Annotated in this window: 17 protein-coding genes and 2 pseudogenes; 15 read left to right on the top strand and 4 right to left on the bottom strand. The window is 69.3% G+C overall.

Annotated elements, in window-relative coordinates:
* The first annotated feature begins 1 nt into the window (after position 1).
* From ACE2AC_RS06885 to cysG, 13 genes and pseudogenes are all read left to right on the top strand, one after another.
* Positions 2 to 1,888 (top strand): dipeptide/oligopeptide/nickel ABC transporter permease/ATP-binding protein, encoded by a 1,887-nt coding sequence (locus ACE2AC_RS06885; RefSeq protein ID WP_375691360.1) that lies wholly within the window; start codon positions 2 to 4, stop codon positions 1,886 to 1,888.
* A complete protein-coding gene (locus tag ACE2AC_RS06880; RefSeq protein ID WP_375691359.1) occupies positions 1,885 to 2,841 on the top strand; it encodes an ABC transporter ATP-binding protein in 957 nt (318 codons plus the stop codon). The genes ACE2AC_RS06885 and ACE2AC_RS06880 overlap by 4 nt, the downstream gene beginning before the upstream one ends.
* Positions 2,842 to 2,979: 138 nt before the next feature.
* Positions 2,980 to 3,564 (top strand): ANTAR domain-containing response regulator, encoded by a 585-nt coding sequence (locus ACE2AC_RS06875; protein WP_375691358.1) that lies wholly within the window; start codon positions 2,980 to 2,982, stop codon positions 3,562 to 3,564.
* The gene (locus tag ACE2AC_RS06870; protein ID WP_375691357.1) at positions 3,561 to 4,733 is read left to right on the top strand and encodes an ABC transporter substrate-binding protein; all 1,173 of its coding nucleotides are present in this window, start codon (positions 3,561 to 3,563) and stop codon (positions 4,731 to 4,733) included. Before ACE2AC_RS06875 ends, ACE2AC_RS06870 begins: the two co-directional genes overlap by 4 nt.
* 270 nt (positions 4,734 to 5,003) lie before the next feature.
* On the top strand, positions 5,004 to 6,371 hold the full coding sequence (locus ACE2AC_RS06865) for a CmpA/NrtA family ABC transporter substrate-binding protein (protein WP_375691356.1): 1,368 nt from the start codon (positions 5,004 to 5,006) through the stop codon (positions 6,369 to 6,371).
* 88 nt (positions 6,372 to 6,459) lie between these two features.
* Positions 6,460 to 7,541: pseudogene (locus ACE2AC_RS06860) on the top strand (ABC transporter permease).
* A gap of 43 nt (positions 7,542 to 7,584) precedes the next feature.
* Positions 7,585 to 9,279, top strand: a complete 1,695-nt coding sequence (locus ACE2AC_RS06855) for an ABC transporter ATP-binding protein (RefSeq protein WP_375691355.1) — start codon at positions 7,585 to 7,587, stop codon at positions 9,277 to 9,279.
* Positions 9,280 to 9,381: 102 nt separating this feature from the next.
* Positions 9,382 to 10,311 (top strand): GAF domain-containing protein, encoded by a 930-nt coding sequence (locus tag ACE2AC_RS06850; RefSeq protein WP_375691354.1) that lies wholly within the window; start codon positions 9,382 to 9,384, stop codon positions 10,309 to 10,311.
* 13 nt (positions 10,312 to 10,324) lie between these two features.
* Entirely contained in the window at positions 10,325 to 12,754 is a 2,430-nt protein-coding gene (gene nirB / locus ACE2AC_RS06845) for a nitrite reductase large subunit NirB (protein WP_375691353.1), read from the top strand.
* Positions 12,751 to 13,083, top strand: a complete 333-nt coding sequence (nirD, locus tag ACE2AC_RS06840) for a nitrite reductase small subunit NirD (RefSeq protein ID WP_375691352.1) — start codon at positions 12,751 to 12,753, stop codon at positions 13,081 to 13,083. Before nirB ends, nirD begins: the two co-directional genes overlap by 4 nt.
* Positions 13,080 to 15,701: a molybdopterin-dependent oxidoreductase gene (locus ACE2AC_RS06835; RefSeq protein WP_375691351.1), complete on the top strand. Its 2,622-nt coding sequence runs from the start codon at positions 13,080 to 13,082 to the stop codon at positions 15,699 to 15,701. Before nirD ends, ACE2AC_RS06835 begins: the two co-directional genes overlap by 4 nt.
* Complete coding sequence (locus ACE2AC_RS06830) at positions 15,698 to 16,660, top strand: glycosyl transferase family protein (RefSeq protein WP_375691350.1); 963 nt, start codon at positions 15,698 to 15,700, stop codon at positions 16,658 to 16,660. Before ACE2AC_RS06835 ends, ACE2AC_RS06830 begins: the two co-directional genes overlap by 4 nt.
* Before the next feature lie 11 nt (positions 16,661 to 16,671).
* Complete coding sequence (gene cysG / locus ACE2AC_RS06825) at positions 16,672 to 18,063, top strand: siroheme synthase CysG (protein ID WP_375691349.1); 1,392 nt, start codon at positions 16,672 to 16,674, stop codon at positions 18,061 to 18,063.
* A gap of 115 nt (positions 18,064 to 18,178) precedes the next feature.
* Here the strand turns inward: cysG and ACE2AC_RS06820 are convergent, their stop codons facing one another.
* From ACE2AC_RS06820 to ACE2AC_RS06810, 3 genes are read right to left on the bottom strand one after another with little or no spacing between them, the layout of a single operon-like run.
* Positions 18,179 to 19,195, bottom strand: a complete 1,017-nt coding sequence (locus ACE2AC_RS06820) for a YcjF family protein (protein WP_375691348.1) — start codon at positions 19,193 to 19,195, stop codon at positions 18,179 to 18,181.
* 3 nt (positions 19,196 to 19,198) lie between these two features.
* On the bottom strand, positions 19,199 to 19,642 hold the full coding sequence (locus tag ACE2AC_RS06815) for a GNAT family N-acetyltransferase (RefSeq protein ID WP_375691347.1): 444 nt from the start codon (positions 19,640 to 19,642) through the stop codon (positions 19,199 to 19,201).
* Positions 19,639 to 21,054, bottom strand: coding sequence for a YcjX family protein (locus tag ACE2AC_RS06810; RefSeq protein ID WP_375691346.1), 1,416 nt, complete (start codon positions 21,052 to 21,054; stop codon positions 19,639 to 19,641). Before ACE2AC_RS06810 ends, ACE2AC_RS06815 begins: the two co-directional genes overlap by 4 nt.
* 91 nt (positions 21,055 to 21,145) lie before the next feature.
* Between ACE2AC_RS06810 and truA the strand changes: the two genes are divergently transcribed.
* Complete coding sequence (gene truA / locus ACE2AC_RS06805; protein ID WP_375691345.1) at positions 21,146 to 21,916, top strand: tRNA pseudouridine(38-40) synthase TruA; 771 nt, start codon at positions 21,146 to 21,148, stop codon at positions 21,914 to 21,916.
* A 13-nt stretch (positions 21,917 to 21,929) separates the two neighbouring features.
* Here the strand turns inward: truA and ACE2AC_RS06800 are convergent, their stop codons facing one another.
* Entirely contained in the window at positions 21,930 to 22,874 is a 945-nt protein-coding gene (locus tag ACE2AC_RS06800; protein ID WP_375691344.1) for a cation diffusion facilitator family transporter, read from the bottom strand.
* Between the two features lie 286 nt (positions 22,875 to 23,160).
* Between ACE2AC_RS06800 and ileS the strand changes: the two are divergent.
* Positions 23,161 to 26,158, top strand: a pseudogene (gene ileS, locus ACE2AC_RS06795) (isoleucine--tRNA ligase).
* Positions 26,159 to 26,279: the final 121 nt, after the last annotated feature.

Below are 26,279 nucleotides of genomic sequence, written 5' to 3'. Positions count from 1 at the left end.
GATGAAACAGTTCTTCCACCTTCTCATGCGCAACCGGCTGGCCGCCGCGGGCGGGGTGATCCTGCTGGTGGTGATCGTGCTGGCGATCCTGACGCCGATCCTGCCGCTGGCCGACCCGGACGTCACCAACACCGCCAACCGCTTCCAGCCGGTGTTCTCCGAGGGGCACCTCCTCGGCACCGACCACCTTGGCCGCGACATGCTCTCCCGGTTGCTCTGGGGCACCCGGCTGTCGCTGGCCGTGGGCTTTGCGGCGGCGATCTTTGCCGCCGTCATCGGGGCGGCCTTCGGCATCATCTCGGGCTACTTCGGCGGGACGACCGACAACCTCATCATGCGCGGCATCGACATGCTGATGGCGTTTCCCTACATCCTGCTGGCGCTGGCCATCGTCGCGGCACTGGGCCCGGGCCTCTTCAACGCGCTGATCGCGGTGGCGGTGGTGAACATCCCCTTCTTCGCCCGGAACATCCGGGGCGTGACCGTTGGGATCGCGCACAAGGAATTCGTCGACGCCGCGCAGCTTGCGGGGCTGTCACACACCCGGATCATCCTGTCCGAGATCCTGCCGAACGTGATCCCGGTGATCGTGATCGCCATGTCGACGACCATCGGCTGGATGATCCTGGAAACCGCCGGGCTGTCGTTCCTCGGCCTCGGCAGCCAGCCGCCGCAGGCCGACCTCGGCTCCATGCTGGGCGAGGCACGCTCGGCGCTGATCACCAACCCGCACACCTCGATCGTGCCGGGGGTGATGATCCTGCTCATCGTGATGGGCATCAACCTGCTGGGCGACGGGGTGCGCGACGCGCTCGACCCCCGGCTGCGGTCCGGCGCGCTGACCCGGCCGATGGCGGCGACGGTGGTGGAGCGGCAGTCGGAACTTCCCGCGCCCCATGCCGAGGGCGTGTTGACGATGACCGACCTCGAGACGCGGTTCCATGTCGGCGAACGGGTCTACAAGGCAGTGAACAAGGTTTCGCTGCATGTCGCGCCGGGCGAGTGCCTGGGCGTGATCGGGGAGAGCGGATCGGGCAAGTCGGTCACCGCGCTTTCGGTTATGGGGCTGGTCGCCTCGCCGCCCGGGGTGATCGTGGGCGGGTCGGTCCGCTACAAGGACACCGAGCTGATCGGCGCGAAATACGACCGGCTGCGTTCGCTGCGCGGCGACCGGGTGGCCTATATCTTCCAGGACCCGCTGGCGACGCTGCACCCGCTCTACAAGGTCGGCGACCAGCTGGTCGAGGCGATCCAGGTGCACCACAAGATCGGGAACAAGGAAGCCTGGGCGCGCGCCGTGGACCTCCTGAAACAGGTCCGTATCCCGAATGCCGAGAGCCGCGCGCAGTCCTACCCGCATGAGATGTCGGGGGGCATGCGGCAGCGGGTCGGCATTGCCATGGCGCTGGCCAACGACCCGGACGTGATCATCGCGGACGAGCCGACCACCGCGCTCGACGTGACCGTTCAGGCGCAGATCCTGTCACTGCTGAACGACCTGCGCCGCGAGCGGGGGCTGGCGATCATCTTCATCACCCACGATTTCGGCGTGGTGGCGCAGCTTTGCGACCGGGTGGCGGTGATGTACGCGGGCCGGATCGTGGAGGAGGGACCGACCCACGACATCCTGCAATCGCCCGCGCATCCCTACACCAAGCGCCTGATCGCCTGCGTGCCCGAACTGGGCGAGGGGCGGCGGCGGCTCGAGGCCATTCCCGGCCTGCCGCCCGCGGTCGACCGGCTGGAGCCCGGTTGCGCCTTTGCGCCGCGCTGCCTCAAGAAGCAGGCGACCTGCGTGACGCAGGAAATCGCGCTGGAACGCTTCGGCAACCGCGCCGTGCGCTGCATCTACCCCGAAGCGGATCTCAAGCAGGAGGCGGCGGAATGACCGAGGCGCTGAAACTCGAGAACCTGTCGAAGGCGTTTCCGGTCGGAAAGCGGCTCTTCGGCAAGCCCAAGGGCATCGTGCATGCGGTCCAGCCCGTGGACCTTACGGTCGAGGAAGGCGAGACGCTGGGCATCGTGGGGGAAAGCGGCTGCGGCAAGTCCACGCTGGCGCGGATGCTGGTGGGGCTGCTGCCCGCGACGACCGGCAGCATCGAGATCAACGGAAAGCCGCTCGACAATGCTGACCCGGCGGAGTTCGGCAAGCGCATCCAGTACGTCTTTCAGGATCCGATCAGCTCGCTCAACCCGCGCAAGACGATCAGGCAGGTGATGGAGGCGCCGCTGAAGCGCCTGCACGGGATGGACAAGGCCGAGCGCGATCGCCGGATTTCCGAGATCTTCGACAGCGTGAACCTGCGCGAGGAATTCCTCGAACGCTACCCGCACGAGTTTTCGGGCGGGCAGGCGCAGCGGATCGGGATCGCCCGCGCCCTGGCGGCTCAGGCGAAGATCCTGATCCTCGACGAACCGGTCTCGGCGCTCGACGTGTCGGTCCAGGCGCAGGTGTTGAACCTGCTGGCGGACCTGAAGACGGAACTGGGGCTGACCTATCTGTTCATCTCCCACGACCTTGCGGTGGTCGAGGCGGTGTCGGACCGGGTCGCGGTCCTCTACTTCGGCTCGGTGGTCGAGGTCGGGCGGGCCGAGGACATCTTCCGCGCGCCGAAGCACCCCTACACCAAACTGCTGGCCGACAGCGCGCCGGTGGTCGGTCGCCCGCTGACCGCGCCCGAGGGGCGCGAGACCGAGCTGCCCGATCCGTTGAACCCGCCGCCCGGCTGCCCCTTCGCCCCGCGCTGTCCGCGGGCAACGGCGGAGTGTGCGGCCGCGCGTCCGGTTCTGGCCCCGGACGAGGGGCACCGCGTCGCCTGCATCCATCCGCTGGGCGGCTGACCGGGACCCGTAGCGCCGCCCCGGCGCGATGCTGCACTGCCGCAAAAATGGGCGCGCCGCCTCTCGAAAGGGCAGGTCGGCGTCACCTGCCGCCGCCGCCCGCTTTACTTGGAACGGACGGGATGCTGTAGCTCGACCATGTCGAATGCCCTCTCCATCATGGTGGTCGAAGCCGACCGGGAACGCGCCCTGCAGATCGTGGATTCGCTGCGTGAGGCCGGGGATTTCGATATCCAGGTGATCTCGGAACCCACCAGCCTCGCCCGCCAGATCCAGGCCACCCAGCCCGATGTCGTGCTGATCGACATCGCGAATCCGTCCCGCGACGCGCTGGAGGAGTTGGCTTTGGCCTCCGGACCGCTGGACCGCCCCGTCGCGATGTTCGTGGACCGATCCGACGACGGCCTGTCCGCCGCCGCGATCGAGGCCGGCGTTTCGGCCTATGTCGTCGACGGCATGCAGCCGGCGCGTGTGAAACCCATTCTCGACGCGGCCATCGCCCGCTTCCGCATGTTCCAGCGGATGCGGATCGAGCTGGCCGAAACCAAGAAGGCGCTGGAAGAGCGCAAGGTGATCGACCGCGCCAAGGGCATGATCATGAAGGCCCGCGGCGTGGACGAGGACCAGGCCTATGCCATCCTGCGCAAGGCCGCGATGGACCAGAACAAGCGTGTGGCCGATGTCGCCGCCGCACTGGTGTCGACCGCGGGGCTGCTGTCATGAAGGCTGCAACGCTGTCGGTCGGCTTCATCCCGCTGGTGGATGCAGCGCCCCTGATCATCGCGCAGGAAATGGGCTTTGCCGCCGAGGAGGGCATCGCGCTGGAGCTGCGCCGTGCGCCGTCGTGGTCGTCCCTGCGCGACATGCTGAGCTACGGTCACGTCGACGCCGCGCACATGCTGGCCCCGGTGCCGGTCGCCGCCGCGCTTGGCATCGGCGGGGCAGGGGCCGCGCTGTCGGCGGTGTCGGTGCTGTCGGTCAACGGCAATGTCATCGGGGTCAGCCGCGACCTGTCCGACCGGCTGCGTGACGTGGGGCACGACTTTGCCTTCGATAATGCCCGAGCCGCTGGAGAGGCACTGATCGCCGCGACGCCGGGCCGCCTGCGCATCGGCGTCCCGTTCCCGTTCTCGATGCACGCCGAACTGGTCTATTACTGGCTTTCCGCGCTCGGTCTGCCCGCGCCGCAGAGCGTCGACATCCGCACCGTCCCGCCGCCGCTGATGGCCGAGGCGATGGACGCGGGCGAGATCGACGCCTTCTGCGTGGGCGAGCCCTGGGGCTCCAAGGCGGTCGAGACCGGGGTGGGGGAACTGCTTTTGCCCGGTTCGGCGATCTGGGCCTTTGCGCCGGAAAAGGTGCTCGCGGTGCGTGATGCCTGGGCCACGGCCGAACCGGCGCTGGTCGCGCGGCTGATCCGCGCGGTGTGGCGGGCGGGGCGGTGGCTGGCCGACCCGGCCTCGCGCATGTTGACGGCTGAGCTGCTGAGCCGGGGCGCCTACCTCGACCTCGCGCCCGAGATCATCGACCGGGCGCTGACCGGGCGGCTTGTCATCTCGTCGCGCGGGGAAATGCGCGAGGTGCCGCGCTTCGTCGAGTTTCACGCCGGCGCCGCGACGTTCCCGTGGCGCAGCCAGGCCGAATGGATCGGTCTGCAGATGGCCGCGCGCCTGGGACTCGACAGGGCCGGGGCGGCGCGCGCCGCGCAGGCGGTGTTCCGGGCCGATCTGCACCGCGAGGCGCTGGCCGGGACCCCGGCGGATCTGCCCGGCGCCTCGTCCAAGGTCGAGGGCGGACTGGCGCTCGATACGCCCGTCGCGTCGGAGGCGGGGCGGTTGATTCTGGCGCGGGATGCGTTTTTCGATGGCCGGGTTTTTGATCCCGGGGCGTGAATCCTGCCCAATTACCGTGCAACCGCAGCATGACCGGCGTGTAACCGCCCCGTGACAGCCCCCGAAAGGCGTTTTTCTTTGAGAAACGCGGCCCGGTCAGGCAAGAAGGTCCGCATCGGCAGGCAACGGGGCCCACCGACACCAATTCTCCCAAAGACTGGGAACAAGCTGAGCAAAGCCGCTCGACCGTCTGTTTCATTCGAAACGGATCGTGTCAGCGGCTTTTTTGTTTTGTCCCGGCCCCGCCGGGAAACCGGAATGGAGACACCCATGAAGAAGATGCTTCTAGGCCTGACCACTGCACTCACCCTGTCGGGCCCCGCCTTTGCGGAAATGCTGGACCTCGAGAAGGACGAACTGAAATTCGGCTTCATCAAGCTGACCGACATGGCGCCGCTGGCCGTGGCCTACGAACAGGGCTTTTTCCTCGACGAGGGCCTCTTTGTCACGCTGGAAGCGCAGGCCAACTGGAAGGTGCTGCTGGACGGCGTGATCGGCGGCCAGCTTGACGGTGCGCACATGCTGGCGGGCCAGCCGCTGGCGGCGACCATCGGCTATGGCACCGAGGCGCATATCATCACCCCCTTCTCGATGGACCTGAACGGCAACGGCATCACCGTGTCGAACGAGGTCTGGGAAGAGATGAAGCCGAACATCCCGACCGATGCCGAAGGTAAGCCGCAGCACCCGATCAGCGCGACCGCGCTGGCCCCGGTGGTCGAGAACTACAAGTCGCAGGGCAAGCCCTTCAACATGGGCATGGTCTTCCCGGTGTCGACCCACAACTACGAACTGCGCTACTGGCTGGCCGCCGGTGGCCTGAACCCGGGCTACTACAGCCCCGAGAACATCACCGGCCAGATCGGCGCCGACGTGCTGCTCTCGGTCACGCCCCCGCCGCAGATGCCCGCGACCCTCGAGGCGGGCACGATCTACGGCTACTGCGTGGGTGAGCCGTGGAACCAGCAGGCCGTCTTCAAGGGCATCGGCGTGCCGGTGATCACCGACTACGAACTGTGGAAGAACAACCCCGAGAAGGTCTTTGGCATCACCCAGGACTTCGCGGACCAGAACCCGAACACCACGCTGGCCGTTGTCAAGGCCCTGATCCGCGCCGCGATCTGGCTGGACGAGAACGACAACGCCAACCGTGGCGAGGCGGTCGAGATCCTCAGCCGTCCGGAATACGTCGGCGCCGACCCTGAAGTGATCGCCAACTCGATGACCGGCACCTTCGAGTACGAGAAGGGCGACAAGCGCGAAGTCCCCGACTTCAACGTCTTCTTCCGTTACAACGCGACCTACCCCTACTACTCGGACGCCATCTGGTACCTGACCCAGATGCGCCGCTGGGGCCAGATCGCCGAGGCGAAGCCCGACAGCTGGTTCGATGAGGTCGCCAAGTCGGTCTACAAGCCCGAGATCTACCTCGAAGCCGCGCGGCTGCTGGTCGACGAAGGCCTGGCGAACGAGGCCGATTTCCCCTGGGACAGCGACGGCTACAAGGCGCCGACGCCCGCGGCCGACATCATCGACGGCATTCCCTACGACGGCAAGGCGCCGAACGCCTACCTCGAAAGCCTGCCGATCGGGCTGAAGGGTGAGCAGATCGTCGTCGGCAACGAGGTGCAGGGGTGACGCGGTGCGTGCAGGCACGCGCCCCACGTAGGGTGCGTGCTCTGCACGCACCTGCCGCCCCCCACCCCCATCTCCGAAGGAGAGTTCAATGACCACCGTCGATCCGAATTTCGCCGCCGAGGCCGAACGCGAAGAGCGGCGTGCGCGTCTCTTCACCCGCATCAACAAGGCCGACAAGTGGTTCAACGTCGTGGGCCTGGCCTGGCTGACGCCGCTGGCCAAGGCCGCCGCCGGGGACAACCCCAGGCAGCAGATGAAGGAAGTCTGGCGCCTGCTGGGCATCCCCGTCGTCGCGATCATCGCCTTCCTGATGCTCTGGGGGCGCTGGCCCCGCGGGTGCAGACCTCGCTGGGGGCCCTGCCCGGGCCGAGCGCGGTCTGGGCCGAGGCGGTGAACCTGCACCACGACGCCCGCGCCAAGGCCGAGAAGCGCGCCAAGTTCGACGCGATGGTCGAGGCGCGGAACGAAAAGCTGATCGCCGCCGGCAAGGAGGACCAGGTCAAGCAGGTCGCCTTTACCGGGGCGCCCAGCTACTACCAGCAGATCTGGACCTCGATCCAGACGGTGTTCTTCGGCTTCCTGCTGGCGACCATCGTGGCGGTGCCGCTCGGCATCCTCGCGGGGCTGTCGCCGACCGCCAACGCCGCGCTGAACCCGCTGATCCAGATCTTCAAGCCGGTCAGCCCGCTGGCCTGGCTGCCGATCGTGACCATGGTGGTTTCGGCGATCTACGTCACCAACGACGGGATGTTCCCGAAAAGCTTCCTGATCTCGGCGATCACCGTGACGCTCTGTTCGCTCTGGCCCACGCTGATCAACACCGCGCTTGGCGTGGCGTCGATCGACAAGGACCTGATCAACGTCTCGAAGGTGCTCAAGATGAACACCTCAACCAAGCTGCAGAAGCTGGTGCTGCCCTCGGCCCTGCCGCTGATCTTCACCGGCCTGCGGCTGTCGCTGGGGGTGGGCTGGATGGTCCTGATCGCGGCCGAGATGCTGGCGCAGAACCCGGGCCTGGGCAAGTTCGTCTGGGACGAGTTCCAGAACGGCTCTTCCAGCTCGCTCGCCAAGATCATGGTCGCGGTCTTCACCATCGGGATCATCGGCTTCCTGCTGGACCGGGTGATGTACGCCCTCCAGACCCTCTTCACCTTCTCGAACAACCGGTGAGCGGCGCTCAAGCAGCGAAGCGGTAGCGCGAAAGGAAAATTCCATGGCTATCCTCAAGTTCGACAATGTCTCGAAGAGCTTCGGCGAAGGTCTGCACCGGACCGAGGTGCTGAAGGACATCAACCTCGAGGTGGAGGAGGGCGAGTTCCTCGTGCTCCTCGGCTTCTCCGGCACCGGCAAGACGACGCTGATCAACCTGATGGCGGGACTCGAGCAGCCCTCCACCGGAAGCGTGACCTTCAAGGGCCAGCCGATCACCGGCCCGGGGCGCGAGCGGGGGGTGATCTTTCAGAACTATTCGCTGATGCCCTGGCTCACGGTGAACGGCAACGTCCGGCTGGCGGTAGATACCGTCTTTCCGTCGATGCTGAAGAAGGAGAAGGAGGCCAAGGTCGACCACTACGTCAAGATGGTGGGCCTGGGCCATGCCGCGACGCGCCGCCCGGCCGAGCTGTCGGGCGGGATGCGCCAGCGGGTGAACGTCGCCCGGGCGCTCGCCATGTCGCCCGAGGTGCTGCTGCTTGACGAGCCGCTCTCGGCGCTCGACGCGCTGACGCGCGCCAACCTCGCCGACGAGATCGAGCACATCTGGGAGCAGGACAAGAAGACCTGCGTCCTGATCACAAACGACGTGGACGAGGCGATCCTGCTGGCCGACCGGATCATCCCGCTGAACCCGGACGGCACGCTGGCCGAGGCCTTCAAGGTCGACATCCCGCGCCCGCGCGACCGGGGCGAGATGAACCATGACGAGGCGTTCCAGGCGCTCAGGGCGAAGGTCACGAACTACCTGATGGACGTCGGCATCGAGGCCAAGGTCGAGGGCACGCGCAAGCTGCCCGACGTGACCCCGATCCATTCGCTGCCCAAGGCCCAGGCCGCGGCGCAGCAGGGGATGATCGACAACAACTTCCTGGGCTTCGACCACCTGCACAAGATCTACCCGACCCCCAAGGGGCCGCTGACCGTGGTCGAGGACTTCAACCTGAAAATGAACCGGGGCGAATTCATCTCGCTTATCGGGCACTCGGGCTGCGGGAAGTCAACCGTGCTGACCATGGCCGCCGGGCTGAACGCGATCTCGAAAGGGGTCATCAAGCTGGATGGCTACGAGGTGCGCGATGCGGACCCGGAGCGCGCGGTGGTGTTCCAGTCGCCGTCGCTCTTCCCCTGGCTGACTGCGAAGGAAAACGTCGCGGTCGGGGTGGACAAGGTCTATCCCAAGGCCAGCCAGGCCGAGCGGCAGGACGTGGTCGAGTATTACCTGGAACGGGTGGGCCTGGCCGACGCGATGGACAAGCAGGCCAGCGAGCTGTCGAACGGCATGCGCCAGCGTGTCGGCATCGCCCGCGCCTTTGCGCTCAGCCCCAAGCTGCTGCTGCTCGACGAACCCTTCGGCATGCTCGACAGCCTCACCCGGTGGGAGCTGCAGGAGGTGCTGATGGAGGTCTGGGACCGCACCAAGGTCACCGCGATCTGCGTCACCCACGACGTGGACGAGGCGATCCTGCTGGCCGACCGCGTGGTGATGATGACCAACGGCCCGCAGGCCACCATCGGCAAGATCCTCGACGTCGACCTGCCGCGGCCCCGGTCGCGCAAGGCGCTGCTCGAGCATCCCGATTACTACCTCTACCGCGAGCAGGTGCTGAACTTCCTCGAGGAGTACGAGCACGGCAAGCAGGGCAAGGCCGAGGCCAAGCCGGAAGCGAAGGCAAAGGACCGGGCCGCCGCCTGAGCGGTGGCCGGGACGTCTGACACGCAATGCGCCCGCACCTGACCGTCATCCAAGGCGGATTGGACACGCAGCGGCGCCGATCGAAAGGAGCAGGCATCATGGATGTCGCACTCGATACGCCGGCCAAGACCTTCATCCAGATCGCAGAGATCTCGGGTCCCCGAAGGGGATCGACTGGTCCATGGTGGCGGCCACTACGGCGGGCTGGAGGCCTTCGAGGCCGCTTCGCGCCGGGAAAGTTTCGCCAAGGGCGAGGGGTTGCCGGGCAAGGCGTGGGCTGAGGAACGGCCGGTTGTCCTCAAGGGCTTTGACGGGTCGTACTTCAAGCGGACCGAGGCCGCGGCCGAGGCGGGGCTGACCAGCGCGGTCGCGATCCCGGTCTTTGCCGGGGCCAAGCTGAAAGCGGTGCTCGTCGTCCTCTGCGGCGACGATGCCGAGCGCACGGGCGCCATCGAGATCTGGGCCGAAAGCGAAGGCCTGCTGATGCTCGACGACGGCTACTACGGCGCCGCCAAGCATTTCGAATGGGTCAGCCAGCACACGCATTTCCCGGCGGGGCAGGGGCTGCCCGGCGGGGTCTGGGCGTCCAAGACGCCGATCCTGATGCGCGACCTCGGGTCGGGCTACCGCTTCATCCGTGCCGACAGCGCCGCCAAGGCGGGGCTGACCACGGGCCTCGGCGTGCCGATCCCGGTGCCGTCACAGCGGACGTACGTCCTCACGCTCCTCTCGGCGCAGGGCACCCCGATCGCCCGCCGGTTCGAGCTGTGGGATGCCCGCGCCGCCAAGGTCGGCAAGGGCGGCGGGGCCGAGCTGATCGACGGCATCTGCGCCCGCGAGGGCCGGCTCTGGGACGAGGACAACCCGCGCCGCGTCACCGCGTGGCAGGGGCTGATCGGCCGCGTCATCGGCGGCGGCCTTCCGGTGGTGGACAGCGACGCGGCGGGCCTGGCCGCCGGCTACGGCTCGATGGTGGCGCTGCCGATCTACCAGGGCGCCGAACTGGCCCACATCGTGGCCTGGTATGTCTGAGGAGATGGAACCCATGCAGAAACTGGTCGTCATCGGAGCCGGCATGGCCTCGGGCCGGGCCCTCGAACATCTCTTCGAGGCCGATCCCGGTGCCTACGAGGTCACGCTCTTCAACGCGGAACCGCGCGGCAACTACAACCGCATCATGCTCTCCCCGGTGCTGTCGGGCGAGAAAAGCTATGACGAGATCGTCACCCACGACGCGGACTGGTACGCCGCCAACGGCGTCACCTGCCGCTTTGGCGAGAAGGTCCTGACCGTCGACCGCGACCGCAAGGTCGTGGTGGGCGAGAAGGGCGAGGTGCCCTACGACAAGCTGGTCTTCGGCACCGGGTCGTCGGCCTTCATCATCCCTTGCCCGGGCCATGACCTGCCCGGCGTGGTCGCCTTCCGCGACCTCGAAGACACGACCGCCATGACGGATGCCTCAGGCAAGCCTGGTGGCCGCGCGGTCGTCATCGGCGGCGGCCTGTTGGGGCTTGAGGCCGCCGCCGCGCTCCGCATGCGGGGCATGGAGGTCACCGTGCTCCACCTGATGGGCCACCTGATGGAGCGCCAGCTCGACGAAGCCGCGGGCTACCTGCTGAAGAAGGACCTCGAACGGCGCGGGATCACCGTGCTGACCAAGGCGTCGACCAAGGAGATCCAGGGCGACGGCCGTGTCGAACGGGTGCTGCTTGAGGATGGCACCGTGCTCGAGGCGGACATCGTCGTGATGGCCGTGGGCATCCGTCCCTCGGTCCAGCTCGCCAAGGACACCGGGCTGGCCGTGGGTCGCGCGATCCATGTCGACGCGCAGATGCGGACCTCGGACCCGGACGTCTTTGCCGTCGGCGAATGCGTGGAGTTCGAGGGCAATGTCTTCGGCCTCGTCGCGCCGCTCTACGACCAGGCGAAGGTGCTGGCCAAGACGCTGGTGGACGAGGAGGAGACCTTCACGGTCCGCGAGACCTCGACCAAGCTCAAGGTCACCGGTTGCGACCTCTTCAGCGCGGGCGATTTCGCGGAAGGCGAAACGCGCGAGGACATCGTGTTCCGCGACCCGGCGCGCGGCGTCTACAAGCGGCTGGTGCTGGAGGGCGAAAAGCTGATCGGCGCGGTGATGTACGGCGACACGGCGGACGGCAACTGGTTCTTCGGCTTGATCAAGGACGGCACCGACGTGTCCGAGATGCGCGACACGCTGATCTTTGGTCCCGCCTACCAGGGAGGTGCCGCATCGGACCCTCTCTCAGCCGTTGCAGCCTTGCCGGATGATGCGGAAATCTGCGGCTGCAACGGCGTTTGCAAGGGCACCATCGTCCAGGCGATCGAGGGCGGCGCGACCGACATCCCCTCGCTGAAGGCGACGACCAAGGCCAGCGCCTCCTGCGGGACCTGCACGGGGCTGGTCGAACAACTGCTCGAGGTCACGCTGGGCGACGGCTATGCCAAGCCTGCGGCGCAGCCGATCTGCACCTGCTGCGACCTCACCCACGAGGACGTTCGGCGCCTGATCAAGTCGAAGGAGCTTAAGTCGCAGCCTGCCGTCTGGCAGGAGCTCGGCTGGAAGACCGTCAACGGCTGCCACGTCTGCCGCCCGGCGGTGAACTTCTACCTGCTCGCCGACTGGCCGCTGGAGTACCAGGACGACCCGCAGTCGCGCTTCGTCAACGAACGCAACCACGCCAACATCCAGAAGGACGGCACCTATTCCGTCATGCCCCGGATGTGGGGCGGGATGACCGACGCGAACGAGCTGCGCGCGATTGCCGACGCGGCCGACAAGTACGGTGCGGCGGTGAAGGTCACGGGCGGCCAGCGGATCGACCTGCTGGGCATCAAGAAAGAAGACCTGCCGGCGATCTGGGCGGACCTGAACGACGCCGGGATGGTGTCCGGCCACGCCTATTCCAAGGGGCTGCGCACGGTGAAGACCTGCGTGGGTTCGGACTGGTGCCGGTTCGGCACGCAGGACAGCACCGGGCTGGGCATCAAGCTGGAGAAGCGGCTCTGGGGCTCGTGGACGCCGCACAAGGTCAAGCTCGCCGTGTCGGGCTGCCCCCGGAATTGCGCCGAGGCGACCTGCAAGGACGTCGGCATCGTCTGTGTCGATAGCGGCTACCAGATCGGCGTCGGCGGGGCGGCGGGCATGGACGTGAAGGAGGTCGAGCGCCTGGCCGAGGCCGCGACCGAGCAGGAGGCGATCGATCTGACTGTCGCCTTCGTCCAGCTCTACCGCGAGAACGCCAAGTACCTCGACCGGCCCTACAAGTGGATCGCAAAGGTCGGGCTCGACTGGGTGAAGTCGCAGGTCCTCGACCCCGCGATCCGGGCCGGGCTGATCGAACGCTTCGACATCTCGCAATCGGTCTACCAGAAGGACCCCTGGGCCGATCACGTCAGGAACCGGGCCGCGACCTATGCGCCGCTGGCCGATCTCTCGCTGGAGGCTGCGGAATGAACTGGATCGACATTGGCGCCCTCGACGACGTGCCGCTGCGCGGCGCGCGGCTGGTCAAGACCCGGGTCGGCTGCATCGGCCTGTTCCGGACGGGAGAGGCGGAGGTCTTTGCCGTCTCGAACACCTGCCCGCACAAGGGCGGGCCGCTGAACGAGGGGATCGTACATGGCCGCCGGGTGACCTGCCCGCTGCACAACATGGTCTTCGACCTCGAAACCGGTGAGGCGCAGGGCGCCGACGAGGGCCGGATCGCCACCTACCCGGTGCGGGTCGAGGACGGGCGCATCCTGCTCGATACCTCGGCCCTGGCCGAGCGGAGCGCGGCGTGAGCGCGCCCGCCGTCCGGTCGACCTGCGCCTATTGCGGCGTGGGCTGCGGGGTGCTGCTGACCCCGGACGGGCGCGGCGGGCTTGACGTGAAGGGCGACCCGGACCACCCGGCGAACCGCGGGCGGCTCTGTTCCAAGGGTGCGGCCCTGGGCGAGACGGTGGGGCTGGAGGAACGGCTGCTGGCGCCGGTCTACCAGGGGCACGAGATCGGCTGGGACGAGGCGTTGCAAACCGTCGCAGACCGTTTCGCAGAGACCATCGCCACGCACGGGCCGGACAGCGTGGCCTTCTACGTCTCGGGCCAGTTGCTGACCGAGGACTACTACGTCGCCAACAAGCTGATGAAGGGCTTCATCGGTTCGGCCAACATCGACACCAATTCGCGGCTCTGCATGGCCTCGACCGTCGCCGGGCACCGCCGGGCCTTCGGCACCGACACGGTACCCGGCACCTACGAGGACCTCGACGAGGCGGACCTTGTCGTCCTCGTCGGTTCGAACCTCGCCTGGTGCCACCCGATCCTCTACCAGCGGGTGCTGACCGCGCGGGCGGCGCGGGGCACCAGGATCGTCGTCATCGACCCGCGCCGGACGGCCAGCTGCGACCAGGCCGACATGCACCTGGCCCTCGCGCCCGGGTCGGACGTCGCGCTCTTCAACGAACTGCTCAGCGCGATCTTCGAGGGCGGGGCGCTCGACAAGGAATTCCTGCGCAATGTCGACGGGTTCGACGCCGCGCTGAAGGCGGCGCTGGTCGACGACCCGGCCAAGACCGGGCTCGACCCGCAGCAGATCGCCGATTTCTGCAAGCTCTGGATCGGGACAGAGCGGGTCGTCACCGTCTTCAGCCAGGGCGTGAACCAGAGTTCGTCGGGCAGCGACAAGGTCAACGCGATCCTCAACTGCCACCTCGCCACCGGCCGGATCGGCACGCCGGGCTGCGGGCCGTTCTCGGTCACCGGGCAGCCGAACGCCATGGGCGGGCGCGAGGTCGGGGGGCTGGCCAACATGCTGGCCTGCCACCTGGAGCTGGAGAATGCCGAACACCGCGCCGCCGTGCGCGATTTCTGGGGTGCCGGGCCCCTGCCGCAGGCGGCGGGGCTCAAGGCCGTCGACATGTTCCGCGCGGTCGGCGAGGGGCGGATCAAGGCGCTCTGGATCATGCACACCAATCCCGCCGTCTCGATGCCCGATGCCGACCGGGTGCGCGACGCGATCGCGGGCTGCGACTTCACCGTGGTCAGCGACATCACCGCGCAGACCGACACGGCGCGGCTGGCCGACCTCGTGCTGCCCGCGACCGCCTGGGCGGAGAAGGACGGGACCGTCACCAACTCGGACCGCACGATCAGCCGCCAGCGCGCCGTCCTGCCGGCCCCGGGGCAGGCGCGGCCCGACTGGGCGCAACTGGCCGAGGTCGGGCAGCGGATGGGCTGGCGCGAGGCCTTCGACTACGCCACGCCGGCCGAGATCTTTCGCGAATACGCGGCGCTGTCGGGGATCGCCGGCAGGCTGGGGCGCGACTTCGACATCTCGGGCCTGACCGGGATCGGAGAGGAGGGCTATGCGACGCTCGCCCCGACGCGCTGGCCGGTGACCGCGACGCGTGACGGCGGCCGGTTCTTTGCCGACGGTGCGTTCTACCATGCCGACGGCCGCGCCCGGATGCTGCCGGTCACCGCCCGCGCGCCCGAGGCGAGGACCGGCAAGCGCTATCCCTTCCGGCTGAACACCGGGCGCATCCGCGACCAGTGGCACACGATGACCCGTTCGGGCCTCTCGCCCCGCCTCTCGGCGCACCTGGCGGAACCGTTCCTCGACATCCATCCCGACGACGCGCGCGGGCTGCGGATCGACCCGGCCGACCTCGTCCGGGTGAAAAGCCCCGAGGGGCAGGCGATCCTCAGGGCGCGGATCACCACCGATGTCGCGCCGGGGCAGGTGTTCGCCCCGATGCACTGGACCGGCGAAACCGCCCCCTCGGCCCGGATCGACGCGCTGGTCGCGGGCGTCACCGACCCGGTGTCGGGCCAGCCCGAAAGCAAGGCGGCGGTGGCATCGGTCGAACGGCTGGACGCGGCCTGGTACGGCTTTGCCGTGTCGGCCCGCGCGATGACGCCGCGCGCGGATTACTGGGCCCGGGCGCGCACCGCGCAGGGCTGGCGGGCAGAGCTGGCGGGGCTCGACCCCGTCGCGGACTGGGAAGCGCGGGCGCGCGAGCTCTTCGGGCTGCCCGACGCCCCGGTCCAGACCCTGATCGACGCCCGGCGCGGCACCGCGCGGCTGGCCTTCCTCGACGGCGACCGCCTGATTGCCGCCCTCTTCGTCTCGCCCCGTCCGGTGGCGGTGATGCGCGACTACCTCGCCCAGCTCCCGGGCGAGGTGGCGGGGGAGGCGCTCACCGGGCGCACCCCCGCCGATCGCCCCGATCCGGGGCCGGTGCTCTGTTCGTGCTTCGGGGTCGGGGTGAACACCATCCTCTCGGCGATCGAGAGCGACGGGCTGATGAGCGTCGAAGCCGTCGGCGCGGCATTGCAGGCGGGGACCAACTGCGGCTCCTGCCGGCCCGAGATCGCGGCGCTGCTGGCGCGCGCGCAACACAAGGAAGCGGCTGAATGAACCATGCGCTGGCCCCCCATGTCCGCACGCTGGGGCGCGGCCCGGGCCGGTCACGCTCGCTGACCCGCGACGAGGCGGCAGAGGCGATGGCGATCATGCTTTCGGGCCGGGCCGATCCCGAGGCGGTCGGCGCGCTCTTGATGCTGCTGAGGATGAAGGGCGAGACGGCCGAGGAAATCGCGGGCTTTGCCGGGGCGGCGCAGGACAGCCTGCCGCCGCTGGGGGCCGTCGACCTCGACTGGCCGAGCTATGCCGCCGGGCGCACGCGGGGCCTGCCGTGGTTCCTTCTTTCGGCGCGGCTGGTCGCGCAGGCGGGGCACCGGGTGCTGATCCACGGCTGGAACGGGGCGGACGCGGCGGTGCGCAGCGGGCTGGCGGCCGCGGGCATCCCGACGGCTGAGGGGCCGGGGGCGGTGCCGGGCCTGCTCGACCAGACGGGCATCGCCTACCTGCCGCTTGAAACCCTGTCGCCCGCGCTCTTCGGTCTGCTGGGCCTGCGCCCGGTCTTCGGCCTGCGGTCCTGCATTAACACCACCTGCCGGATGCTGAACCCGGCCCGCGCCGGGGCCAGTGTGCAGGGCGTGTTCCACCCGTCCTACCGCCTGCTGCAGGCCGATGCGGCGGCACTGATGGGCTGGCGTGCGCTGACCGTCATCAAGGGCGGTGGCGGCGAATTCGAACGCAACCCGGCCAAGGAGATCGCGGGCTTCGGCCTGCGCGCGGGCGCGGGCTGGGAGGACACCGCGCCCGCCCTCGTGGCCGACACCCGGCGGATGGACGACGGCCAGGACGACCCGGCGGCGCTGACCGCGCTCTGGCGCGGGACGCTCGACGATCCGTTTGCCGAAGCGGTGGTCGTCGGCACCGCGGCCCTGGCGCTCGACACGCTTGGCGTGGCCGATCCCGACACCACCGCGCGCGACCTCTGGTCCGCGCGTCACCGCTCGCTCGCTGCCTGAGGAGGCCTGCCATGAAGAGCTTTCCCATGTTCATCCGAACCACCGGCCGCCGCGTGGTCATCGCCGGCGGCGGCGAGCAGGCGGCCCAGAAGACGCGGCTGATCCTCAAGACCGACGCCGAGATCGTCATTGCGGCGGCTGAGCTCGACCCGGAACTGGCCGATGTCGTGGCCGAGGGGCGGGCGACCTGGCACCGGGACGCGATCACGCCCGCGCTCTTCGCGGGGGCGGCCATGGGCTTTGTCGCCACCGGCTGCCCGGCGACCGATGCCAGCCTGCACGCGCTCGCGCGGGCGGCGGGCTGCCCGGTGAACGTGGTCGACCGGCCGGACCTTTGCGACCTCACGACGCCCTCGATCGTCGACCGCGACCCGGTGGTGGTGGCGATCGGGACCGAGGGCACGGCGCCGGTGCTGGCGCGGCAGATCAAGACCCGGGTGGAGGAACTGCTGGCGCCGAACCTCGGCGGGCTGGCGGCCCTTGCGGGGCGGATGCGCGGCGCGGTGGCGGACCGGGTGCCGCATGCCCGGCGGCGGGCGTTCTGGCGGTGGGTCTTTGCCGAGGCGCCGCGCCACGACTGGACCCGCGGGGCCGAGCGCGAGGCGGCGCGGCGGATCAAGGATGCCATCGCCGCGGGCGGTGCGCCCGAGGCGCAGGCCGAGGGGCACATCGCGCTGGTCGGGGCCGGGCCGGGCGCGCGCGACCTGCTGACGCTTCGCGCGGTCGAACGGCTGCAGGAGGCCGACGTGATCTTCTACGACCGGCTGGTCGATCCCGAGGTGCTGGAGCTGGCCCGCCGCGATGCGGAGCGGGTGTTCGTAGGCAAGGTGGTCGGCGCGCATGCCTGGCCGCAGGAACGGATCAATGCCGTGATCACCGCCGAGGCGCGCAGGGGACGGCGGGTCGTGCGGCTCAAGAGCGGCGATCCCGGCGTCTTCGGCCGCGCGGGCGAGGAACTGGCCGCCGCCCGCGACGCGGGCATCGCGGTCGAGATCGTGCCGGGCGTGACGGCGGCCTGCGCCGCGACCGCCCGCGCCGGGCAGTCGCTGACCGAACGCGGGGTGTCGGACACGCTGGTGCTGACAACCGGGCAGGGGCAGGCCGGCTCTGCGATGCCCGATGCAACCCGGCTGGCGGCGCCGGGGGTGACGACGGCCTTCTACATGGCGGCCGGGCAGGCCGCGCGGATCGAGGCCGGGCTGCTGCAGCGCGGGATGCCTGGGACAAGCGAGGTGTTGCTGGCGGTCGAGGTGTCGAAACCCGGAGAGCGGATGTTGCGCTGCCGGCTGGACGACCTGGCGGCCTGTGTCGCCCGCGAAGCGGTGACGGGCTGCGCGATGATCGTGGTGACATGGGCGGCGGAGGCCGCGGCGGTGCAGGTGCCGGAGCTGGCGGTGGTGTGATCGGAGGGCGGGGGGTGGGAACCCCATCCTACGTGGTTGGACGGTGATACGTACGGCGGGGATTCACGCCGCCGAGTTAGACGGGCGCACGGCAGCCGAACCGCCCGACGCCCCGTTACCCTTCCTTGTCTCCGAACAACCCGGTCAGCGCGCGCTTGATGATCCCGGCGACCGAGGGGCGGCGGCCTTCGCCGAAGGGCAGGGGGCGGCAGACCTCCATCGCGGCGACGCCGACGCGGGCGGTGAGCGCGCCGTTCACCACGCCTTCCCCGAACCGCCGCGACAACCGGGCCAGCAGCGTGCCGCCGAGGACCGAGCCGATCGTGTCGTCGCCAACCGCGACGGCGCCGGTGGCCACGAGGTGGGTCATCACCGCGCGGGTCAGCCGCCACGACCCCAGCGTGCCGGAGCGGCCGCCGTAGATCTCGGCGATCCGGCGGATCATCCGCAGGTTCGAGGTCAGCGCCGCAACCACGTCGGCCAGCGCCAGCGGCACCACGGCGGTCACCGCGGCGACCTGGCGGGCCGCGGCCTCGACCTCGCGCCGGGCGGCGGCATCGAGCGGGGCGAGAAGCTCTGCCTCGGCCAGGCCGACCAGCGCCTCGGCGTCGAACTGCTCCCCGGACCGGTCGCGGAAGCGTTCTAGGCCCCATTTCAGCTCGTCCCGGCCAGCGTAGAGCGCGGTAAGTTTGGCCGTGAGCGCGCGGGCGCGTTTCAGGTCGCCCTCGGCCAGTACCGCCTCGGCCTCGGCATGCAGGCGGTCCATCCGGGACAGGCGCGAGAAGGCGGCGAGTTCCTTGATCACGATCAGCAGGCAGACCACGACGAAGAGCACGATCAGCGCGGTCATCGAGTAGCCGAGCAGCGGGTAGGTCGCGATCAGCCCCATCACCGCCTGCCAGGCGGCGATCGAGATGAAGGCGGCGACCAGCGCCCCGGCCAGCGACCAGAACCAGCGGGCAAGGCGCGAGCGCGGGCGGCCCGCGAGCGTCGCCACCGTCTGCATCGCGCGACCCTCGGGGCGGGCGCCGGGCAGGTCGGGGACCGGCGGCACCTCGCCGGGGCCGGGGGCCCCGGTCTCCTCGTCCAGCTCGATCAGGATCGGGCCCCTGCGCTTGTCCTCGTCGCTCATGCCTCAGGCCCTTTCCCAGACATACCGGATGTCCGGCAGGTTCTCGTCGTTGCGCGCGCCGTCGGTGCGCCCGGCCTCGTCGAAGCCCTGCGCACGGTAGAAGCCCTGCGCCGCGGTATTCGCCTCGAAGCACCAGAGCGCCAGCCGGGCGCTCGCGGCCTTGGCCTCGTCCAGCAGCCGGGCGCCGATGCCCCGGCCGCGGGCGGCGGTGGCCAGGTAGAGGGCGTGGACCTCTTCGCCGTTGCGGGAAAGGAAGCCCGAGACCACGCCATCCTCGACCGCCACCGTGGTCCAGCCGCGGGCGATCAGCGTGTCGGCAAAGGCGATTTCCTCGGCGCGGGTGTGGATGCGCGGCATCCAGTCGGTCTCGTCGATGAAGCCCGACAGGATCCCCGCCACCGCGCCCGCGTCGAGCGGGCGGGCCGGGCGCAGCATCAGCCCGCTCACAGCCGGTCCCCGATCAGGAACTGCGCCGCCCGGTCGAGCCGGATGTGCGGCGGCCCTTCGCCCGGTTTCAGCCTGAGCGGCGCGGGGGCGAAGGCCATCACGTTGTAGTCGGCATCCAGCCAGCCCTCGGCCAGCGAGCGGGCGGGGTTCAGCAGGCGCTTGGGATCCTCGGGCAGTTCGCCGGGATAGAGCGCGGCCTGCTTGCCGGTGGTCAGCAGCCTGCCGCGCACGCAGTCGACGGGATGGCCGCCGTGGTTGACCGTTTCCTCGACCGTGGCGCGCAGGGCGGCGATCGACATGGCGGCGGTGTCGGCCCCGGCAAAGGACGCGCGGTCGACGGCGTCGCGCAGCAGCGCCTCCATGATCGCGGTCAGGCGGCCGTGCTGGGTGTGGTGCAGGTGGTCGGCCTTGGTGGCGGCAAAGAGGATCTTCTCGACCCGCTTGCCCATCAGGAGGCTGGACAGGAACCGGTTCCGCCCCGGCCGGAAGGCACCGAGGATGTCGGCCATCGCGCGGCGCAGTTCCTCGACCGCCGGGGGGCCGCCGTGAATGGCCGACAGCGCATCGACCAGCACCACCTGCCGGTCGATCCGGGCGAAGTGATCGCGGAAGAAGGGCTTTACCACGCGATCCTTGTAGGCCTCGTAGCGGCGCTCCATCTCGCGCCAGAGGCCCTTGCGGGCGGGCGCGTCCTCGGGGCGGAGGGGGGCGAAGGTGAGGGCAGGAGAGCCCTCCATCTCGCCCGGCAGCAGGAACCGGCCCGGGGTGATGTCGGCGTGCCCCGCGTCGCGCGCGGCGCGCAGGTAAGCCTTGTAGGCATCGGCCAGGGCGCGGGCGTCGGGTTCTTCCCATGTCGTCTGTCCGGCGGCGGCCTCGGCCACGGCCAGGAAATCGCGCGCCTCGGCCCGCCGGTCGGCCCAGTCGAGCACGTCTGCGGACCACTGGGCATAGGATTTCTCAAGCAGACCGAGGTCGAGCAGCCATTCCCCGGGATAGTCCACGATGTCGAGGTGCAAGGTCCTGGGCCCGCCGAAGCCGCCCAGGAGCCCGCCGGAGCGGACCTTGAGCGACAATCGCAGCTCGCTCACCGTGCGGGTGCTTTCGGGCCAGAACGGCTCGGCCGCGGTGATCGCGGCAAGGTGGTTTTCATAGTCGAAGCGGGGCACCGTGTCGTCGGGCTGCGGCTGGAGATAGGCGGCGACGATGCGGCCGTCGGCCTGCGCCACCAGTTGCGGCATCCGCGCCCGGTCCATCAGGTTGGCGACCAGCGAGGTGATGAAGACCGTCTTGCCCGCGCGGGCCAGCCCGGTGACGCCCAGCCGGATGACGGGTTCGAAGAAGGCGCCCGAGATCCTGTCGCCGACCGCCTCCGCTCGGCGGGTCACCTCGTCGGCCAGAGTGCCTATCACCAATGCGCTGCCCCATTCCGTCCTTGCCTTTCCGGGCAACATAGGCGCGCCACGGCGCACTTGCCAGTGCCGGGGCGGCGCGGTAACCGGCTGCATGCCCAGATTTGCCCTGAAAATCGAATACCATGGCGGCCCCTTCGCGGGCTGGCAGCGGCAGGCCGACCAGCCGTCGGTGCAGGGCGCGATCGAGGCGGCGCTGGCGCGGCTGGAACCGGGCGAGCACACCATTGCCGCCGCCGGGCGGACCGACGCCGGGGTGCATGCCAAGGGGCAGGTGGCGCAGTGCGACATGGCAAAGGACTGGGACCCGTTCCGCCTGTCCGAGGCGCTGAACTACCACCTCAAGCCGCAGCCGGTCGCGGTGGTGGCGGCGGCGCGGGTGGACGACGACTGGCACGCCCGGTTCTCGGCATTGGAGCGGCGGTACTTCTTTCGCCTGCTGATGCGGCGGGCCCCGGCGACGCACGATGCGGGGCTGGTCTGGCAGGTGAAGCAGGTGCTCGACGTGGCGCCGATGCGCGCGGCGGCAGCGCACCTGATCGGCAGGCACGATTTCACCACCTTCCGCAGCTCGATCTGCCAGGCGGCGAGCCCGGTGAAGACCCTGGACGAGATCACCATCGACGCGGTGGACGGGCCGTCGGGACCCGAGCTGCAGTTCCGCCTGCGGGCGCGATCGTTCCTGCACAACCAGGTGCGGTCGATCGTCGGCACGCTGGAGCGGGTCGGGGCCGGGGCCTGGGCGCCGGAGGACGTGAAGACGGCACTCGAGGCCGCCGACCGCGCGGCCTGCGGGCCGGTCTGCCCGCCCGAGGGGTTGTACCTGGATGGCGTCGGCTATCCCGAGGATCCGTTCGGGGGCTGAGGGCGCGTCGGGGTCAGGGCCCCGTCCTGGTTCCGAAGGGCTGGCCCATCATTTCCTCGCGGGCCTGTGCCTCGATGAAGATGTACTTGAACTCGGGATAGGCCTCGCGGATGCGGGCCTCGAGCCGGTTCACCGTGCCCTCGACATCGGCCAGCGCCGCGTCGTCGCGGAAATCGAGGCTGATATTGGCCAGCACGTTCTCGGGGCCGAGATGGATGGTCCTGAGCTCGTTGATGCGTTCGACCACGACCTCGTCGGCGATCATCTGGCGGATCGCGGCGCGGGTCTCGGGGGCGGCGGCCTCGCCGATCAGGAGGCTCCGCGTCTCGTGCGCCAGCCCGGCCGCGGCCAGCGCCAGCACCGCCGCGATCCCGATGGACGCCGCGCCGTCGGCCCAGTGCCAGCCGAGGTGCTGCGACGCCAGCAGGCCCAGGAAGGCGATGAAGAGGCCCAGCAGGGCGGCGCTGTCCTCGAACAGGACGGTGAACATCGACGGGTCCTTGGACCGCTGCACCGCCTGCCAGAGGGTGCGGCGGCCCTTGATCCGGTTCATCTCGCGCAGGGCGATCAGCCAGGACGCGCCCTCGAACAGCATGGCGAGGCCGAGGACGATGTAGTTGATCCGGTAGCTCGTCGGCGGTTCGGGCGCGCGCAGGTGCAGCAGGCCCTCGTAGAACGACACCCCGGCGCCGAGGCCGAAGATCAGGATCGCCACGACGAAGGACCAGAAATAGACCTCCATCCCGTAGCCGTAGGGATGTTCGGCATCCGGCGGGCGCTTGGCACGGGCGAGGCCGAAGAGCAGAAGGACCTGGTTGCCGGTGTCGACGACCGAGTGGATCGCCTCGGACAGCATGGCCGAGGAGCCGGTCATGCCGGCGGCGACGAACTTGGTGACGGCGATGGCGGCATTGCCGGCCAGCGCGGCGTAGATCACCAGCTTGGAGCCTCCGGCCATCCGCACCTCCTGTAATGTCGGGCGCTGCGTCGCCCGCGGCCACTGTTGATCGGATCGGCCCCGGGATCCAGCCCCGCCGTGCGGCGGCAGCGGTGGCGCGGGCTGTGCGTTTTCGCAGCTTTACCCTCTGGGGGCGGGGATCTATAACGCGCGCATGATGACCCGCTTTGCCATCATCATTCGAATTACCTGCCCGGCGCTCTGACGAACGAGCCGCCGGGACAAGGCGTATGGGACCCCGCGCCGACCTTTCCCTCACCGACTTCCAAGAGACGGATCACGCGAGATGTGCGCCAACACGCCTGACTACAAAGACACCCTGAACCTTCCCCAGACCGAGTTCCCGATGCGCGCGGGACTGCCCAAGCGCGAGCCCGAGTGGCTTGATCGCTGGGCCCGGATCGGGGTCTACGACCGCCTGCGCGAGAAGGAGGGGCGGACCCCCTTCACGCTGCACGATGGCCCGCCCTACGCCAACGGGCACCTGCACATCGGCCACGCGCTGAACAAGATCCTCAAGGACATGATCGTGCGCTCGCGCCAGATGATGGGCCATGACGCGCGCTACATCCCGGGCTGGGACTGCCACGGCCTGCCGATCGAGTGGAAGATCGAGGAACAGTACCGCGCCAAGGGGCTCGACAAGGATGCGGTCGACGTCGTCGATTTCCGCCAGGAATGCCGCAAGTTCGCCGAGGGCTGGGTCGACATCCAGCGCGAGGAGTTCAAGCGCCTCGGGATCACCGGCAACTGGGCCGATCCCTACCTGACGATGAACTTCCACGCGGAGCGGGTGATCGCCGAGGAATTCATGAAGTTCCTGATGAACGGCACGCTCTACCAGGGCTCCAAGCCGGTGATGTGGTCGCCGGTGGAGGAGACCGCCCTGGCCGAGGCCGAGGTCGAGTACCACGACAAGGAAAGCCCGACGATCTGGGTGAAGTTCCGGGTGGCCGAGTTCGACCGCAAGGACATGGTGCTCTCCGACGAGGAGGCGACCGACGAGAACCGCGAGGCGGTTGTCGAGGCCGAGGCGAAGCTTGCCGAGGACCTGACCGGCGCCTTCGTCGTGATCTGGACGACCACGCCCTGGACCATCCCGTCGAACAAGGCGGTGGTCTATGGCAAGGACATCTCCTACGGGCTCTACGAGATCACCGGCCGCCCCGAGGAATGCTGGGCCCGGATCGGTGACCGCTACATCCTGGCCGACAACCTTGCCGCCGACGTGATGGCGCGCGCGCGGCTCGAGGACGGCATGTACCGCCGTCTGCGCGACGTGCGCCCGTCGCAGCTTGCCGGGATGCGGCTGAGCCACCCGCTGACGGGTGCCGATGGCGGCAACGGCGAATGGGACGACCTGCGCGACTTCCGCGCGGCTGAGTTCGTGACCGACACCGAAGGCACCGGCTTTGTCCATTGCGCGCCGTCGCACGGGATGGAGGAATACGAGCTCTACCGTGACCTCGGCATGCTGGAGCAGGTCATCACCTACAACGTAATGGACGACGGGTCATTCCGCGAAGACCTGCCGTTCTTCGGCGGCAAACGGATCCTGCGGGCCAAGGCCAAGAACGGAAGCTGGGAGGGTGACGCCAACGCGGCCGTGATCGCCAAGCTGAGCGAGGTCGGCGGGCTGCTGGCGCGGGGCAGGATCAAGCACTCCTACCCGCATTCCTGGCGGTCGAAGGCGCCGGTGATCTACCGCAACACGCCGCAGTGGTTCGCCGCGATCGACAAGGCCGTCGGCGACGGGCAGGACGCGAACGGGACGACGATCCGCGAGCGGGCGCTGACCTGCATCGACCAAGTCGCCTGGACCCCGAAATCGGGCCGCAACCGCCTGCATTCGATGATGGAGGCGCGGCCCGATTGGGTGCTCTCGCGCCAGCGCGCCTGGGGTGTGCCGCTGACCTGCTTCGTGAAGAAGGGGGCGCTGCCGACCGATCCGGGCTTCCTGCTGCGCGACCCGAAGGTGAACGCCCGCATCGCCGAGGCGTTCGAGGCCGAGGGCGCGGATGCCTGGTACGTGGACGGGGCCAAGGAACGGTTCCTCGGCAACGACTACGACGCCTCCGAATGGGAGCAGGTGTTCGACATCCTCGACGTGTGGTTCGAACTCTGGCTCGACCCATGCCTTTGTCCTGCGCGACCGCGCGGACGGGTCCGAGGACGGCATCGCCGATGTCTACCTCGAGGGCACCGACCAGCACCGTGGCTGGTTCCATTCCTCGCTGCTGCAATCGGTCGGCACCACCGGCCACGCGCCCTACCGCGCCGTCGTGACCCACGGGTTCACGCTGGACGAGAAGGGCAACAAGATGTCCAAGTCGCTGGGCAACACCATCGTCCCCGAGGAGGTGGTGAAGCAGTACGGCGCGGATATCCTGCGGCTCTGGGTGGCACAGACCGATTTCACCGCCGACCAGCGGATCGGGCCGGAGATCCTGAAGGGCGTCGCCGACAGCTACCGCCGCCTGCGCAACACGATGCGGTTCATGCTCGGCTCGCTTGGGGACTTCCGAGAGGAGGACCGCGTCGCGCCCGCCGACATGCCGGAACTGGAACGCTGGGTGCTGCACCGCCTTGCCGAGCTCGACGAGACGGTGCGCCGGGGCTACGCGGCCTACGACTTCCAGGGCACGTTCCAGGCGGTCTTCAACTTCGCGACGCTCGACCTGTCGGCCTTCTACTTCGACATCCGCAAGGACGTCCTCTACTGCGACGGTGAAACGCCGCGGGCCAAGGCCGCGCGCACGGTGCTCGACATCCTGTTCCACCGCCTGACCACCTGGCTGGCCCCGATTCTCGTCTTCACGATGGAGGAGGTCTGGCTGGAACGGTTCCCGGGCGACGACAGCTCGGTCCACCTGGTCGACATGCCCGAGACGCCGGCCGACTGGCGCGATGACGCGCTGGCGGCGAAATGGGCGCAGGTCCGCGCCGCGCGCCGCGCGGTGACCGCCGCGCTCGAGGTGCAGCGGACCGACAAGGTGATCGGCGCCTCGCTCGAGGCCGCGCCGGTGGTGCACGTGGACGATGCCGCGATGCTGGGCGCGCTGAAGGGCGTGAACTTCGAGGATGTCTGCATCACCTCGGACGTGACGCTGACCGCCGATCCGGCCCCGAACGAGGCCTTCCGCCTGCCGGAGGTGCCGGGTGTCGGCGTGGTCTTTGAAAAGGCCGAGGGGCAGAAGTGCCAGCGGTGCTGGAAGATCCTGCCGGACGTGGGCACGCACAAGCACGCGGGCGTCTGCGGGCGGTGCGACGCGGCGCTGTCGTAACGGGGTTTGGGTGGTGCGTGCGAGCACGCACCTTACGGTTTGGCGCGGGGCGGGGGGAACCTCCGCCCCGTGGCGTTTGGGGGGCTTCCGGTGGTGCGTGCGAGCACGCACCCTACGGGGT

Source organism: Pseudooceanicola sp. LIPI14-2-Ac024, from assembly GCF_042188925.1.
In the GTDB taxonomy this organism is placed as follows: domain Bacteria; phylum Pseudomonadota; class Alphaproteobacteria; order Rhodobacterales; family Rhodobacteraceae; genus Pseudooceanicola.
Note: the sequence above shows the minus strand (reverse complement) of the source record. Positions and strands in the feature narration are given on the sequence as shown.